Below are 15429 nucleotides of genomic sequence, written 5' to 3'. Positions count from 1 at the left end.
TGATACGGCCTCGTTGGCTGTTAATTCTAGCGGATCGGCTAACAAAATTAGTTTCTTTGAGAATGCCAAGAACGAAAACTAAATTTTCGATCATTGTTTTTTTTCTGATTTGCATATTTGTTTTTGTGAACTTCTACCTTTTAGCGACTGCGGGTGGAGGAGGAGCATTATGGTTATCTGACCCCAGAGAGGCATATCAATATAATAAATTTGGAGCTGGTAATTATTATCTTTTCTGGATTTGGGGAATTTCTTTTCTTTTGTTGTATATCTTATATACAATCAGGCCAACGACAAAATTAGAGTTTCTCAAGATTTCTCCATTGCTAATGATAATTTTGTGTTCGACATATTTTACCGGTTCGAAGCAAGTGTTGATGGTGAATTTGCTTTTAGTGATATTTTATTATGTGAACTATGTTAAGCCGATAAGATTGAAGTATTTTGTTCTGCTGGCAGCCGGCCTACTAGCAGGCTTTCTATCGTTGCAATTGATTCAGGGAACAACTACGGATTTGGGTGGCGCATTTGCATATTTTGATTATTTTCAAAAAACCATTGAGTTTGTTTCTAAATATGACCAGATCGGACCCAAATACGGTGAGGCTTTTTTAAGTAGTTTTTGGGGGTACATACCTAGATCATTCGCCCCAGACAAACCTTTGGTTTATGGACAAATTCTCATTCAGGAATTTTTATATCCTGGGGCTGCAGATGCGGGCTATTATCCGGCTTTTAGTCCCTGGTCTTTTTTGTATTTGGATTTTTGGATTTTTGGCGTGGCCATATCAGGTTTTTTTTCTGGAATTCTTTCATGGGTTTTTTACGAATTATTTATAAAAAATAAAGATGATATATTTTTATTTTCATTAGCGGTTCAGGCAACAATATCGCTATATATGGTGCCGTTGCATGGTGAACTTTACTTGGCTGCCTGGTTTGTATTGCAGAGAATTATTTTAAATTTTGGATTACTGAGAGTGAAATGACCATTTTTTCTGAATCATTAAAACAGCATGTTGAATTATTTCAAAAAATTGTAGCAATGGAAACTTTAGTTGATGCCGCTGCTGCAATTTGTGCGAACTCGATAAAAAATGGGAATAAAATTATTTTCTGTGGGAATGGTGGATCTGCTGCCGATTCTCAGCATATTTCTGCGGAGTTGGTTGGACGTTTGGTCGATGATCGTCCGGCATTGCCCGCATTGTCATTAACAACGGACACCTCCGCATTGACATGCATTGCAAACGACTACGGCTACGAACAAGTTTTTTCCCGCCAATTGGCAGGAGTGGGTCATAACGGAGATGTATTGGTCGCGATCTCAACGTCGGGAAATTCGACAAACATAATTAAGGCTGTGGAAGTTGCAAAGGAACTTGGAATACATACTATCGGTTGGCTTGGCAAAGATGGGGGAAAGCTTGGAAAATTAGTCGACTCTCCACTTATTGTTCCAAGTGAAATCACAGCGAGAATTCAAGAGGTTCATATATTTTGGGGGCACGTAATCTGTGCTCTGATAGAGAAAAAATTAGGTTTTGGAGATTGGAAATGAGCAAGAGCCATATATTGATTACAGGTGGCGCAGGGTTTATCGGTAATAATCTCGCCCTTAAACTTTTGAGTGATGGCTATAAGATAACCATTCTTGATAACCTGTCACCGCAAATCCATGGCCACTATCCAAACGTGGATGGCCAGGTATTGCTGGCACAAGGGGTTGAATTTATTCGAGCTGACGTGCGTGAACCATCGGCAATCAAGTTGGCGCTGGCAAATGCCGACATGATTGTGCATCTCGCTGCGGAAACTGGGACCGCGCAGTCTATGTATCAGATTGCGCATTACAACGAAGTCAATACACAGGCAACTGCACTTATCCTGGATTTCCTAGCCAACAATCCTCATGCAGTCAAAAAGATTGTTCTGGCATCGTCGCGCTCGATATATGGCGAGGGCGCGTATCGCTGCAAGACCCATGGTGATGTTTTCCCCGGTGCGCGAACCGCCGCCCAGCTAAAGAGCCATCAATGGGACCCACTTTGCCCGTCATGTGCCTCGGCATTGACTGCAATACCGACTCCCGAGTCGGCACGTCCTAGTCCAGCCTCGATATATGCCGCGACTAAATATGCTCAGGAGGATCTGATCCGCATCGCTGGCGATTCGCTGGGCATCGGAACCGCAGTGTTGCGTTTCCAGAATGTATATGGAGCAGGGCAGTCGCTTAATAATCCTTATACCGGCATATTGTCGATTTTTTCGACGCGCATTCGCCGTAGCATGTCCTTGCCGATCTTTGAGGATGGACTCGAAAGTCGGGACTTCGTGCATGTCAGCGATATCGTGCAGGCAATTCAACTGGCGCTGGAGAGCGAAGCGGCTAATGGCGGAACGTTCAACGTTGGTGCTGGCGAGCCTACCTCGGTGCTTGAAATTGCCAATATGCTCGTGGATGCCTTTGGCGGAAAAATTCGACCTGAAGTGACTGGGCAGTATCGTCTTGGCGACATCCGGCATTGCTATGCTGATCTGAGTCAGATACGTGGGAAGCTCGGTTTTGCGCCGAAAATGTCATTGAAAAAGGGGATTGAAGAATTCACCAGCTGGGTATTGTCGCAGCCTTTGCCTGAAGATGGTCTGGACAAAGCGAATGAAGAGCTGAAAAAACGCAAGATGATGTCATGAGATTGAAAGAGACCTTGTATGCTGACTTGGCTAGGCAATATTTTTTTTCGGGCCAGACTGGGAAAAGCCCGACCGCACTAGGGTTAATGTTGGCAACATTTTCGCCAAGGTTTACGCCTATTGTCATTTTCCGTCTGTCTCATTGGTGTTTTCAGAAAAAGTTGTCGCCGCTGGCCAAGATATTGTCGATGGTGAATTTCGTCATATTTGGTCTTGAAATCGCTGTGCGCTGTGAAATCGGTCCCGGGCTCTATTTTCCTCATACACAGGGAACTGTCATCGGTGCGCTGCGTATCGGTGTAAATGCAACCATTTACCATAATGTTACTTTTGGCGCCCGTGAAGTCGATATCGAGTACCAGGCGGAGGCACGCCCAATTGTTGGCAACAACGTGATAATCGGTGCCGGCGCAAAGGTTTTGGGGGCCGTCTTGATCGGAGATGATGCGCGGGTAGGTGCAAACGCCGTGGTGCTTGAAGATGTTGGGCCAGGGACCACCGTGGTGGGTATTCCGGCAAAACCAATAAACAGAATTGATTGATCTAAATAAAGTGGAAAATTTTTTTTGCGGGAAAAAAATCCTGTTCATAGCCCCCAAGTTTTTTGGCTATGAACGCGAAATAAAAAATCGACTTGAAAGCCTAGGTGCACAAGTCGATTTTTACGACGATCGCCCTTCGAATAGCGCATGGTCGAAATTTGCTATCCGAGTGATTCCGCAAACGCAGCAGGGAAAAATAAAGAAATACTTTTCAGCCCTATTGGAGAAGCATTCTAGCGGCTACGATTTCATTTTTATTGTGAAGATGGAGTGTATGCCGGCCGAAATTTTAGTCGGATTACGAAAGCAAAATCCCGAGGCAAAATTTATTTATTATTCTTATGATTCGGTAAAAAATAATAATAATTTCAAAAAATCAATTGAATTGTTCGATTCAGCATTTACGTTTGACGATGAGGATGCCAAGGCAATTGCTGGAATAAAGTTGCGCCCATTGTTTTTCTTGAATGAATATCGCGATTTACCTATTGGGAATATTAAATACGATATAAGCTTCATTGGTACGGCACATAGTGACCGCTATCTATTATTGCAGAAAATAAAATCGGCAATGCCTGATGAGAGTTTTTGTGGTTTTTTCTTCCTTTTTGTCCCAAGCAAGTATATTTTTTGGTTGAAAAAAATCTTTGTTCCTGTTTTCTGGCATTCGAAAAAATCAGATTTTTCCTTTTTGCCAATGGGTAAAAAAGATGTATTATCTGTAATTTCCCAATCCAGCTCAATTCTTGATTTTCAGCATCCGAATCAGACGGGATTAACCATGCGGACAATAGAGATGCTTGGGGCTCGCAAAAAACTTATTACGACTAATGCGAATGTAAAGAGGTACGATTTTTATCGCAAAGAAAATATCAAAATCATTGATAGAGAAAATCCGATCATCGAAAGCGAATTTTTCCACACTCCTTACGTTGATTTACCTGAAGAGTTGTATGAAAAATACTCCATAGACGGTTGGCTGCGCGAAGTATTTTCGATTCCAGATAAAAATTGATATGAATATTCTTGTTACCGGGGCTTCGGGTTTTGTTGGTCGATATTTGTGTCAATACTTGAGTAGTGCAGGCCATGAGGTGACGGCACTGGTCAGGACTCGTGGCGCTTCGATTCCAGGAGTAAAGAATGAACTAGTTGTCGCCGACTTCAATAACCTGGAAGTCATTGGCGACACCTTGAAGGATTGTGACGCAGTTATTCATCTTGCCGGCAGAGCGCATGTATTAAACGATACAGTCACCGACCCATTGCATGAATTTCGGCAAGTAAATGTCGGGATGACGGAAAAACTCTTGCACTTGGCGATAAATGCAGGAGTCAGACGCTTTGTGTATGTCAGCTCGATTGGTGTTAATGGCAACAAAAATGCCAATCGGCCATTTGTAGAGACGGATGTCGAAAGTCCGCACGATTTATACGCAATTAGTAAGTTGGAGGCCGAACAGGCTGTCAAGAAAATCGCCGGGCAGGCCGGGATAGAGTATGTAATCGTGCGCCCTGTGCTGGTTTTTGGTCCGAATGCACCAGGCAATTTTGGCCTCTTGCTGAAACTTGCTTCTCGTAGATTGCCGCTTCCATTCGGAAGCCTGGCGGCGCGACGGAATTTGGTGAGTGTTTGGAATCTCGCCAGTTTCTTGGGACGTTGCGCAGATTATCCGGGGGTATTACGGGATACATTCCTGATTGCCGATAAGGAAACCGTCACCTTATCCGATATTTTTTTGGGGCTCGGCAAGGGAATGAGTAAGACACAAATGATCTTTCCTGTGCCGAAAATGTTTCTGATCGCTATTTGTAGTTTATTTGGAAAAAGACAATTATTTGATAAATTGAACTCGGAGTTGCGGGTTGATATCAGTAAGGCAGAAGAAAAACTTAATTGGACAGCGCCATATACAACGGCTCAAGCATTAATTAAAACTGGTAAAGAATATATATTGGGTTCACAATGAAAAGATTTTTTGATTTGTCTTGCGCATTAATCATTTCGATCATATTGATTATTCCGATAATCATTATTTCCCTCCTGGTCCGATTTACGTCAATCGGACCAATTATTTATTGGTCCGATCGTGTCGGACGTAATAATAAGATATTCAAAATGCCAAAATTCCGTACAATGAGAATTGATACGCCAGCGGTTGCCACGCATTTATTGCCAGACCCCAAAAAATTTCTGACCCCAGTGGGATCTTTTTTGCGCAAATCGAGTCTCGATGAATTGCCACAATTATGGAGCATAATAGTTGGAGATATGAGTTTCGTTGGCCCCAGGCCGGCTTTATTTAATCAGGATGATCTGGTAGAGCTGAGGACGAGACATGGAGTCGATAAATTATTGCCCGGATTGACGGGGTGGGCGCAGATAAACGGCAGGGATGAGCTACCTATCCCAGAGAAGGTAAAGCTGGACGTCGAATATCTACAGCGCCAATCTTTTTTTCTTGATATAAAAATCATGTTTCTGACTTTTCTCAAAGTCATTCGAAGAGATGGAATTACGCACTGAGAGCCGGCTTCTCAGTAAAGAGCTTTCCGCTGATGTTTCAATTTTCCTATCGTAGTGAAACACTGAATTATCGACATGATTTCATTTTTAAATTTATCGCGCCTAAAGAAGCAAATAATTGCAGCATCTGCTGACCTTATTATGCTGCCGCTAACATTTTGCCTTGCGATATGGCTGCGGCATGATGGTCTGAGCAGCTGGTTGTTGCACCAGTACGGTTTGTTGATTGTCGCGGCGCCGCTGATATCTATACCGATTTTCATCAGACTCGGCTTGTATCGAGCCGTCATCCGTTTTATAGATCACAAAATTGTCTATGTTGTAGTGCTGGGCGTCACATTGTCGGTGATCGCGCTTGGGGCAATCGGTACATTTACACAAACTGCGGGTTATTCCCGCGCGGTTTTTGGTATTTATTGGGTCAGTGCGATCCTGTATGTCGCGGCCAGCAGGTTTCTAGCGCGAGGATACTTGTTGCGCGTCAGCGGAATCGTTGGTGCGGTGCCCGTAGCGATTTATGGTGCCGGCCAAGCAGGTACGCAATTGGCGAGTGCTTTGCGCGCTGGCAACGAATATCTGCCAGTGGCGTTTATTGATGACAAAAAAGAGTTGCAACGGGCGACTATTGCTGGGATTAAGGTTTTCTCGATTGACCAAATACACGATTTAATTGCGCGCTACAATTGCAAGGAAATTTTGCTGGCAATGCCGTCTTTGAGCAAGCTGCAGCAGAAACATATCCTCGATAAGCTTGAGCCGCTCAAGGTCAAGATTAAAGTAACACCCCCGATCAAAAGCTTGATCAACGGAGAATTGCGCGTGCAGGATATCCGCGAGGTCGAAATTGAAGACCTGCTGGGACGCGATCCTGTGGAGCCAAATCCGGAATTGATTTCCGTTTGTATCGCAAGCAAGTCGGTTATGGTAACCGGTGCTGGTGGCTCCATCGGGTCCGAGCTTTGTCGTCAGATTGTTCGTCAGCGGCCGTCACGTCTAATATTGCTTGAAATGTCGGAATTCGGCCTCTATGCGATCGAGCAAGAGTTAAGTGAACTACAGAGAAGCCTGGATCTGGATATCGAATTGCTGCCCTTTTTAGGGTCGGTATTGGAGACAGAGAAGTGCGAACGCATCATGCGGACCTTTGCTGTGGAAACCGTATATCACGCTGCGGCCTACAAACACGTACCGTTGGTCGAGCATAATCCGATTGAAGGAATCCGGAATAATGTGTTCGGGACGTTAAGTGTGGCCAAGGCCGCCATGGCCGCAGGCGTCAAATCATTTGTATTGATTTCAACTGACAAGGCGGTACGTCCGACGAATGTAATGGGATCCACCAAGCGTTTCGCGGAGCTGATATTACAGGCGTTTTCCCGCGTACAGGCCAAGAGTGTGTCAAAAACCAGATTCTGCATGGTGAGGTTTGGGAACGTACTTGGTTCGTCCGGTTCAGTCGTGCCGCTATTTCGCAAGCAAATCATGGCTGGTGGGCCAATTACGTTAACGCATCCTGAAATCACGCGTTATTTCATGACCATCCCTGAAGCAGCGCAATTAGTGCTGCAGGCCGGTGCGATGGGACAGGGGGGGGACGTATTCGTGCTGGATATGGGGGAGCCGGTCAAGATTATCGATTTGGCGAAACGCATGGTCCATTTGAGTGGGTTGGAGGTACTTTCCGACCTGACGCCCGATGGCACGATAGAAATCAACCATGTCGGTTTGCGTCCCGGCGAGAAGTTATATGAGGAGCTATTGATCGGCGAAAATGTGGAGGGAACCGAGCACCCGCTGATCATGCGCGCACAGGAGATTGAGATTCCGTGGAACGTTCTTGAAGATCTGTTGGCCAAATTGGATGACGCCTGCAATAGATTCGCCTACGAGGAAGTGCGTGCTTTATTGTTGCGGGCTGTCGCTGAATATTCTCCGCAGTGTGGGATCGAGGATTTCATCTGGCGGGCGAAGCAGCGCTCGGCTGGTGATGTCTTGTTGCACTAATTGCCAAAGCAGTATTTGATTAAATTTCATTTCGTGGGGGTAGTATGGATTTATCGGGATTATCGGTTGCTGAATTGCGTGTACTGCAGGACAAGATCCAGCAGTCTTTGAAAGATCGGGAACAGCAAGAATTGACCAAAGCGCGTGAGCAGATTTTGGCAATTGCACAAAGCGCAGGCATCTCTCTGCAAGATCTGCTGGGAGCTGGTTCGCGTACTAAAGGTTTGCCGGTCAAGGCGAAGGTTGCCGTGCGCTATCGCCATCCATCTGATTCCACCTTGCAGTGGACAGGTCGCGGTCGTCAGCCCAAGTGGGTACAGGAGTGGGTTGCTTCCGGTCAAACACTGGATGCCATACGGGTCTAAACAAGGTTTTACCATTCGCTGTGCCACTTTGCCGCACAGCATGCATTCCTGATTGCGGAAAGCCCACTGGGCAGGCGCTTGTTTTCAGGCTGTTGCCCGGTTGGTTCTTGCATCTTTCCTTTGCATTGGCTATAGCGAGAGTTAGTTAGATGTTTCATGTTGAGTCTCGCTACAACCAGCCATTGCGCTTATACAAAAAATTATGCTGTCACTTTCCAAATCGATTTTTAAGGCCTATGACATCCGGGGGATAGTTGGCCGAACATTGGATGCCGGCATCGCCCGACAGATCGGATATGCATTTGGTGTCGCAGCCCGTATAAGGGGCGAGAAAACCGTAATTATTGGCAGGGACGGCCGTTTGTCCGGGCCGGAGCTTGCCGGGGCCTTGGCGACTGGATTGCAGGATGCAGGTGTCGATGTTGTTGATCTGGGGCTGGTGGCGACGCCGATGGTGTATTTTGCGACGCATGTTCTCGGAGCACAATCCGGCATCATGGTCACCGGCAGTCATAATCCGCCGGATTACAACGGTTTCAAGATGGTGCTGGCGGGCGAGGCGATCTACGGCGACACGATTCAGCAGTTGTACCAGGCGATCGTCAGCGACAATCTCAGCGCTACTGTGTCTTCAATCGCCGGCAGCTATCGCCAGCATGACATCAAGGATGCCTATTTGCAGCGCATTATTGGTGATACCAAGCTGGCGCGGCCGATGAAAATCGTGGTCGACTGCGGCAACGGTGTTGCCGGCGCCTTTGCTGGGGAGTTGTACCGTGCGCTCGGTTGTGAAGTGCAAGAGCTGTTTTGCGAGGTGGACGGCACTTTCCCTAATCATCATCCCGATCCGGCTCATCCAGAAAACCTGCAGGACGTGATTCGCGCCTTGCAAAATTCGGATGCTGAATTGGGCTTGGCATTCGACGGCGACGGCGATCGCCTTGGTGTAGTCACCAAGGATGGACAGATCATTTATCCGGACCGGCAACTGATGTTGTTTGCGGCCGATGTGTTGACGCGCAATCCTGGTCGCGAGATTTTGTATGACGTCAAATGCACCCGTCATCTGGCGCCCTGGATTGCCGAGCGCGGCGGCAAGCCATTGATGTGGAAGACCGGCCATTCACTGGTCAAGGCCAAGATGCGCGAAACCGGCGCACCGCTCGGCGGTGAAATGAGCGGGCACGTTTTCTTCAAGGATCGTTGGTACGGCTTTGATGACGGCATGTATGCGGGCGCACGATTGCTTGAGTTGTTGAGCCGCGAAAACGATCCTTCAGCCATCCTGAATGCCTTGCCGCAGTCAAGCAGCACGCCTGAATTGCATCTCACCCTGAATGAAGGGGAGAATTTCGTCTTGATCGAAAAACTGCAAAGCGACGCGGATTTTGTCGGCGCAGAAAGCATCATCAAGATCGATGGCCTGCGGGTTGAATATGCAGATGGTTTCGGCCTGGTGCGTTCCTCCAACACTACTCCGGTAGTGGTCATGCGCTTCGAGGCTGAGTCTGGGCAGGCCCTGGCGCGCATCCAGGCTGAGTTCAAGCGCGTGATCCTGGCTGCCAAGCCGGATGCCGTCTTGCCTTTCTAATCTTCTGTCGAAGCGAACCAGGTTTGAACATTCTCATTGTCCGCGTCTCTTCACTGGGAGACGTGGTTCACAACATGCCGATGGTGTCCGACATTCGATGCCATTATCCCGATGCAAATATAGATTGGGTTGTCGAGGAGGGCTACACCAGCCTGGTGCGGATGAATCCGGAAGTGCGCCGCATTATCCCGATTGCCTTGCGGCGCTGGCGCAAAAGCTTGCTTTCAGCGGCCACGCGGGCGGAGATCGCCAATTTCCGTCGACAGCTGAAGCAGGATGCTTACGACGTCATCTTCGATACCCAGGGTTTGTTGAAAACCAGCGTGGTGATGCGCATGGCGCGCCTTGCCCCCGGAGGACAGCGCATCGGTCTGGGGAATGCAACCGAGGGTTCGGGTTATGAGCCGCTGTCGCGTCTGTTTCACACCAAGAGCGTGACGGTCGGCTTGCACACGCACGCCGTGCTGCGGGCGCGCCAGGTCGCGGCGCAAGCGCTTGGTTACCATGTCGATGGCGTAGCCGACTTCAACATGCACATGCCGTCAATGAGTGCGGCAGATTTGCCACCCTGGATGCCGGATCAGCCGTATGCCGTTTTTTTCCACGGCACCGCGCGCGCAGAAAAACAATGGCCAGCATCACATTGGGTGCAGATCGCGGGTTTGCTGGCCGAGCGTGGGATGCTGGTCTTGCTGCCTTGGGGTAGCGAAGCTGAGAAGCGTGTTGCGGAGCAATTGGCGAGCCAGATGAGCAATGCCCGCGTGCTGCCGCGATTGCCTTTGATGGAAGCCGTGCTGCTGGCCCAGCGCGCCGCACTGGTGATTGGCGTCGACACCGGCTTGACGCATATCGCGGCCGCCTTCAATCGGCCAACCATCGAGTTGTATTGCGATTCTCCGCGCTGGAAGACCGAGGGTAATTGGTCATCGCAAATTATCAATCTGGGCGACATCGGCAAGCCTCCAACCGTCGATGAGGTTTTACTGGCGTTGGATAGTCTGGGTAGTCAAATTCAATGGCGGAAGGCAGCAGGAGTCGAACCTACCCGGGAGTGACTGGCACCCCCCTCCGGGTTTGAAGCCCGGCCGTATCACCGGATACGTATGCCTTCCTTGTTTTCATTTTCCGCCTGGTGGGCGCGCTCAATATCTGCAGCGCAGCCACCGTCTGTTCCATGCCGCTTGCAGTGGCTGCCTATTGCGGACTTGCAAAAACGGTATTGTACATTCTGATACGATTTTCTGAATTGCTTTGATCCCGATTGATTGCGCATCGACGCGATCAGAATGAAACTGCATCGCCTCCGCGCAACATGTGCGTATCGCGAACGCGACGGGTATAGCCGACGCGGTCGAAGAATTCCAGTATCTGGATTGCGCGCTTGCGGCCGAGGCCCGTCGCATCGCGCCAGCTGGCTGCGTTTACTCCTGGGTGGGACACGGTGCTGGATACCGGCAATTGTTCGGTCGCTAGCGTGGCCACCAGCTGCGCCAGTTCGCGCACACAGTCGCGGTGGTAAAACAGATCGCGTTCGATTTGGTACACCATGCCTTGCCTGACCATCTTGCGCAGCAATTGCCGCACCTGTTCTTCGGGAATGGCTAGGGTTTTCGCCAGCTCGCGCACCCACGGTGGATCGAAGCGTCCGGTCGCCAGCTTTGGCAGCAATTGCTGCGCCAGCACTTGTTCGCTTTCCGACAAAGTCACCACATGTTCCGCCAGATGCAGCCACGGTCCGCTACGCAGGATTGCGCCTTCGTTCAGCAGCGACGTGATGACTGCTTGCCACAGCGTCATGTCAAGTGCGGGCAGCGTCATGCGTCGCAACCTGGCGGCGTCCACTCCCTGTTCGTCCGGGAAGCGCGCATGAAAATCAGCCAGTGCGGCTGTTGCGCGAGTTTGTAGCGACAGCCATTCGGCCGACAGCATGACAAAGTGATCTTGTTCCTGCGAGCCGGTTGCAACGAGTTGCACGTTATCCGGCAATGCCAGCGCCGCTGGCGGCAAACCGCTTAATTGCATCAATGTCGACAGGCGCAAGCCGTCGGGCGCCGCCGTTTGCAGCAAGGCCGTCATGCCTGCGCCGTCGAGCATGTGTTCCAGTGCGTCGAGCCATGCGCGGCGCTCCGGGGTTCGGCGCTTGCGCGCAGGGGCGAACGGATCGAGTACGCGGCCGCCGCCGATCGTCATATTGGCCTGTGCGTTGCGGACGATGAAGCGGTCGCCGGGTGTGGTGCAAAGCGGATTTTCAAATTGCAGCTGCACCCTGGCGCGATTGCCGGGGACTAGTGAATTTCCTTCCAATAGCGTCACGTGCGCGACTTGATGCGAGGTGCCCAGATGCACGTGGAGCGGGGAGCGGTTGCGTATTGTCACGCCGGCGCCGGCCGATAGCTGCAGCTCGACATCAACGCGCGTCACCGCTGTCATTGCACGCGGATCTGCGGCCCAGTCGCCGCGCTTGATCGCGTCTTTGTCGATGCCGCTCAGGTTGAGCGCGCAACGCTGTCCTGCGTGGCCGCTTGTTGCCGCGCGGTTTTGTACATGCAGGCTGCGAACGCGCGCGGTTGCTCCGGACGGCATCAACGCGATGTGATCACCGGCTTCGATGCTGCCTGAGAATATGGTGCCGGTGACGACGGTGCCGTGCCCGGCGAGCGTAAATACGCGGTCTATCGCCAGGCGGAACAAACCGTCGTCACGCCGCGGTTGCAGATGCTGCGCGACTTCATGCAAATGGCGTCGTAGCGCTGCGGTTCCGGCATCCTGCGGAAGATGGGCGGCGACCGGAAAGATCGGGATGTCTGCGAGCGCGGAGGAGGCGAGGAATTGCCGGATTTCTTCGCTGACTTCGGCAATCCGCGTCTGGTCAACGCGGTCGGTCTTGGTCAACGCGACTGCGCCGGCGCGGATGCCTAGCCATTGGAGGATCTCGACATGTTCGCGCGTTTGCGGCATGACGCCGTCGTCTGCGGCGATCACCAACAATGCAAAGTCGATGCCGGATGCGCCTGCCACCATCGTATGGACTAGACGCTCGTGGCCCGGCACATCGATGAATCCCAGCACGTCGCCATTCTCCAGCGGTGTGTAAGCGTATCCGAGTTCAATTGAAATGCCGCGCGCCTGCTCTTCCTTGAGGCGATCGGTGTTGACGCCGGTCAGTGCCTTGATCAGCGTGGTCTTGCCATGATCGATATGTCCGGCGGTGCCGACGATCATAGGGCGATGGCGCGCAGTTGCGTGCTGAACAAGGTTTCGTCGCGCTCTTCCAGGCAGCGGCAATCCAGCCACAGCGTATCGTTGCCGATGCGTCCGATCACTGGGCGCGGCAACTGGCGCAAGGCTTTTTCCAACTTGTCGAGCGCACGGCCGTGGCGTTTGCCGCCGTTGGCGGCATTACCGGCACGCACCGCGAGGCCATAGCTTGGCAACTGATCGACCGGCATCGCGCCGCTGCCGATCTGGCTGAACATCGCTTCCGCGGTGACGGTGTAGTGGGTTCCCAATACGCTTTGCAATACGGGCAGCAGGCGTTCGGCCTGGGTGCGTATCGCCAGTTGGTGGCGGGTAAGCAAACGTAATGTCGTCAGGCGCTCAGTCAGGAATTCCGGTGCCAGGTAAAGTCGCAGCACCGGTTCCAGCGCAGCCAGGGTGAGCTTGCCGACGCGCAGTGCACGTTTTAGCGGATTCTTCTTGATCCGGCGGATCAGATCGGCACGGCCGACGATCAGGCCGGCTTGCGGTCCGCCCAACAGCTTGTCGCCACTGAAGGTAACCAGGTCGGCGCCTTGCTGGATGGTCTGGCGTACCGTGGTTTCGCTGGGCAAGCCCCACTGCGCCAGATCGACCAGCGTGCCGCTGCCGAGATCGACGGTGACGGGAATGCCATGCGGCTGCGCCAGTTGCGCCAGCGCGTCGACTTCGACGCTGCGCGTGAAGCCGCTGATGGCGTAATTGCTGCAGTGGACTTTCATCAGCATCGCGGTGCGTGCGGTGATGGCATTGGCATAGTCTGCCGGATGGGTGCGATTGGTGGTGCCGACTTCCACCAGTTTGGCGCCAGCCCGTTGCATGATGTCGGGAATCCGGAAGGCGCCGCCGATTTCGACCAGCTCACCGCGCGAGACGATCACTTCCTTTTTTTGCGCCAGCGCATTCAGCATCAGCAGCACGGCAGCGGCGTTGTTGTTGACCACGGTCGCCGCTTCGGCGCCAGTCAGTTCGCACAACACATCTTCGACCAGGTTGTCGCGATCGCCGCGGCCGCCGCTGTCGAGGTCGAATTCGAGATTGCCTGGCGTGGTCAGTGCGCTGACCACGGCCTGAACCGCTTCATCCGGCAGCAAGGCGCGGCCGAGATTGGTGTGCAATACAGTACCGGTGAGATTGAACAGCGCGCGCAGGCGTGGCTGGTTGGCTGCCGCCAATTGCTTTTCAAGGGCGGAAACCAGTTGGGTGGTATCGACATCAGCTGGCGTTAGCCTGTCGGCCAAGGCTGCGGCTCTGAGTTGGTCGAGATGCTTGCGCAGCGCGCCGGTCAGTTGGGTACGGCCGAATTGGGCCAGCAGCGGCTGGACTTCCGCCAGGTTCAGGATACGATCTACAGAAGGAAGATCGCTGGCAGAAGCCTTGGCGGCGATCGGAGTGACGGTCTGCGTGCTGGCTCCGGTCATTCAGTTCTCCATGGATTGCCAGAGCAGGGGATTGCCGTGGCGGCGCTCGTAATCGGTTTCGCCCATCAGAAGATCCAGCGTCACGCTGGCCAGGTCGTCCGCCAACGGTTCGAGGTATGGATCTTTTTCCTGGTAGAAGATTTTCAGCCAGCTGTGGCATTCGTCGCAGGTTTCGGCTTTGACAGCCTGTGAACCATCTTCGATGGCCTGATAGGCGATGCCCTTGGTCGAATCGCAAGACGTGCATTTGATACGCACCATATGCCATTCGGCGGCGCACATGCCGCATTGCAGGTAACGATGCCCCTGCGACTCGCCATCCATCCGCACCACGCTGGCTACCGGCAGCGTGCCGCAGCAAGGGCAAACGCCGGGTGTGTCGAGCAATGGCACATCACGTACTTTGAAGCGGCTTACCAGGTCGACGCAAACGACTTGCAGGGCCGCAGCAATGAAGGGGGCGGCGATCGGGTCGACGGCGGCGTTGCTGCGCTGGAGAATGGCCTCGGCTTGGCTATCGCGTTCATTTTGACTGCTGTTCCGGATACGCGTCAGCAGTTCTTGCAGTGGCGTCGGCATGTCCTGCGCTGCGGTGACTTGCGCGACATGGTCCAGTAGTTGTTCCAGTACGCCTTGCCAATGCGGGCTGCGCACTTGATCGCTGGCCAGGATGAGCGGCATCAGATGGGCATGCGCAAGATTGACGCGCGCCTGGTCGATGGCGTTGTTGTCCGGCTCGGCGGACAGCCGGTCCAACGCTTGTTGTTGTGCTTCTACCAATATCGCCATCAGGCGCAGATAGTCGCCGATAGGATTGCCCGATGCCAGCTGTTTCAGGCGCTGGGAACGGGTTTTGAATACGGTGGCACGCTCCGGCATGCGTATGCGCGGGATGCTGTTATGGTCGAGCGCTTCAATTTCGCCCGGTTCGAGGATGCGTTGCAAGGCAGTTCCTTCATTTTGATACGGCCTAATCGTAATACTTGGCCGTTCTTTATTTTCGTGAATTACCTTGGGAAATTCAAGACGA

The 15429-nt window shown here is 51.9% G+C and carries 14 protein-coding genes and 1 tRNA gene; 11 read left to right on the top strand and 4 right to left on the bottom strand.

Going from position 1 to position 15429, the window contains the following annotated elements; genetic code table 11:
- Positions 1-125: 125 nt before the first annotated feature.
- From ACIPF8_RS17985 to waaC, 11 genes are all read left to right on the top strand, one after another.
- Entirely contained in the window at positions 126-989 is an 864-nt protein-coding gene (locus ACIPF8_RS17985; protein WP_400423604.1) for an oligosaccharide repeat unit polymerase, read from the top strand.
- Positions 986-1561, top strand: coding sequence for an SIS domain-containing protein (locus tag ACIPF8_RS17980; protein WP_400423602.1), 576 nt, complete (start codon positions 986-988; stop codon positions 1559-1561). The genes ACIPF8_RS17985 and ACIPF8_RS17980 overlap by 4 nt, the downstream gene beginning before the upstream one ends.
- A complete protein-coding gene (locus ACIPF8_RS17975; RefSeq protein ID WP_400423600.1) occupies positions 1558-2694 on the top strand; it encodes an NAD-dependent epimerase/dehydratase family protein in 1137 nt (378 codons plus the stop codon). Before ACIPF8_RS17980 ends, ACIPF8_RS17975 begins: the two co-directional genes overlap by 4 nt.
- On the top strand, positions 2691-3236 hold the full coding sequence (locus ACIPF8_RS17970; RefSeq protein WP_400423598.1) for a serine O-acetyltransferase: 546 nt from the start codon (positions 2691-2693) through the stop codon (positions 3234-3236). The genes ACIPF8_RS17975 and ACIPF8_RS17970 overlap by 4 nt, the downstream gene beginning before the upstream one ends.
- Entirely contained in the window at positions 3229-4251 is a 1023-nt protein-coding gene (locus ACIPF8_RS17965; protein WP_400423596.1) for a hypothetical protein, read from the top strand. The genes ACIPF8_RS17970 and ACIPF8_RS17965 overlap by 8 nt, the downstream gene beginning before the upstream one ends.
- A 1-nt stretch (position 4252) precedes the next feature.
- Entirely contained in the window at positions 4253-5206 is a 954-nt protein-coding gene (locus tag ACIPF8_RS17960) for an NAD-dependent epimerase/dehydratase family protein (protein WP_400423594.1), read from the top strand.
- Positions 5203-5763, top strand: coding sequence for a sugar transferase (locus ACIPF8_RS17955; protein WP_400423592.1), 561 nt, complete (start codon positions 5203-5205; stop codon positions 5761-5763). The genes ACIPF8_RS17960 and ACIPF8_RS17955 overlap by 4 nt, the downstream gene beginning before the upstream one ends.
- A 75-nt stretch (positions 5764-5838) precedes the next feature.
- Positions 5839-7767 (top strand): polysaccharide biosynthesis protein, encoded by a 1929-nt coding sequence (locus tag ACIPF8_RS17950; RefSeq protein WP_400423590.1) that lies wholly within the window; start codon positions 5839-5841, stop codon positions 7765-7767.
- Positions 7768-7811: 44 nt separating this feature from the next.
- On the top strand, positions 7812-8132 hold the full coding sequence (locus ACIPF8_RS17945; protein WP_400423588.1) for an H-NS family nucleoid-associated regulatory protein: 321 nt from the start codon (positions 7812-7814) through the stop codon (positions 8130-8132).
- A 202-nt stretch (positions 8133-8334) separates the two neighbouring features.
- Positions 8335-9723 (top strand): phosphomannomutase/phosphoglucomutase, encoded by a 1389-nt coding sequence (locus ACIPF8_RS17940; RefSeq protein ID WP_400423586.1) that lies wholly within the window; start codon positions 8335-8337, stop codon positions 9721-9723.
- A gap of 23 nt (positions 9724-9746) precedes the next feature.
- Positions 9747-10778, top strand: coding sequence for a lipopolysaccharide heptosyltransferase I (gene waaC / locus ACIPF8_RS17935; RefSeq protein WP_400423585.1), 1032 nt, complete (start codon positions 9747-9749; stop codon positions 10776-10778).
- Here waaC and ACIPF8_RS17930 read toward each other — a convergent pair.
- From ACIPF8_RS17930 to fdhE, 4 genes are all read right to left on the bottom strand, one after another.
- Positions 10740-10835 (bottom strand) — tRNA-Sec (locus ACIPF8_RS17930). The genes waaC and ACIPF8_RS17930 overlap by 39 nt on opposite strands.
- A 169-nt stretch (positions 10836-11004) precedes the next feature.
- On the bottom strand, positions 11005-12945 hold the full coding sequence (selB, locus tag ACIPF8_RS17925) for a selenocysteine-specific translation elongation factor (RefSeq protein WP_400423583.1): 1941 nt from the start codon (positions 12943-12945) through the stop codon (positions 11005-11007).
- The gene (gene selA / locus ACIPF8_RS17920) at positions 12942-14399 is read right to left on the bottom strand and encodes an L-seryl-tRNA(Sec) selenium transferase (protein ID WP_400423581.1); all 1458 of its coding nucleotides are present in this window, start codon (positions 14397-14399) and stop codon (positions 12942-12944) included. The genes selB and selA overlap by 4 nt, the downstream gene beginning before the upstream one ends.
- A complete protein-coding gene (gene fdhE / locus ACIPF8_RS17915) occupies positions 14400-15344 on the bottom strand; it encodes a formate dehydrogenase accessory protein FdhE (protein ID WP_400423580.1) in 945 nt (314 codons plus the stop codon).
- Positions 15345-15429 lie beyond the last annotated feature (85 nt).

It is taken from the genome of Collimonas sp. NPDC087041, from assembly GCF_044745265.1.
Lineage (GTDB): Bacteria > Pseudomonadota > Gammaproteobacteria > Burkholderiales > Burkholderiaceae_D > Collimonas.
The sequence above is the reverse complement of the archived record's forward strand: the minus strand, read 5'-3'. Positions and strand labels throughout refer to the sequence as shown.

What these genes read in the sequence shown, in the direction of transcription:
- ACIPF8_RS17945 (WP_400423588.1), top strand. Translation starts at nt 7,812, where the DNA reads ATGGATTTATCGGGATTATCGGTTGCTGAATTGCGTGTACTGCAGGAC.
- ACIPF8_RS17940 (WP_400423586.1), top strand. Translation starts at nt 8,335, where the DNA reads ATGCTGTCACTTTCCAAATCGATTTTTAAGGCCTATGACATCCGGGGG.
- ACIPF8_RS17950 (WP_400423590.1), top strand. Translation starts at nt 5,839, where the DNA reads ATGATTTCATTTTTAAATTTATCGCGCCTAAAGAAGCAAATAATTGCA.
- selB (WP_400423583.1), bottom strand. Translation starts at nt 12,945, where the DNA reads ATGATCGTCGGCACCGCCGGACATATCGATCATGGCAAGACCACGCTG.
- ACIPF8_RS17975 (WP_400423600.1), top strand. Translation starts at nt 1,558, where the DNA reads ATGAGCAAGAGCCATATATTGATTACAGGTGGCGCAGGGTTTATCGGT.
- ACIPF8_RS17955 (WP_400423592.1), top strand. Translation starts at nt 5,203, where the DNA reads ATGAAAAGATTTTTTGATTTGTCTTGCGCATTAATCATTTCGATCATA.
- ACIPF8_RS17960 (WP_400423594.1), top strand. Translation starts at nt 4,253, where the DNA reads ATGAATATTCTTGTTACCGGGGCTTCGGGTTTTGTTGGTCGATATTTG.
- ACIPF8_RS17970 (WP_400423598.1), top strand. Translation starts at nt 2,691, where the DNA reads ATGAGATTGAAAGAGACCTTGTATGCTGACTTGGCTAGGCAATATTTT.
- ACIPF8_RS17980 (WP_400423602.1), top strand. Translation starts at nt 986, where the DNA reads ATGACCATTTTTTCTGAATCATTAAAACAGCATGTTGAATTATTTCAA.
- selA (WP_400423581.1), bottom strand. Translation starts at nt 14,399, where the DNA reads ATGACCGGAGCCAGCACGCAGACCGTCACTCCGATCGCCGCCAAGGCT.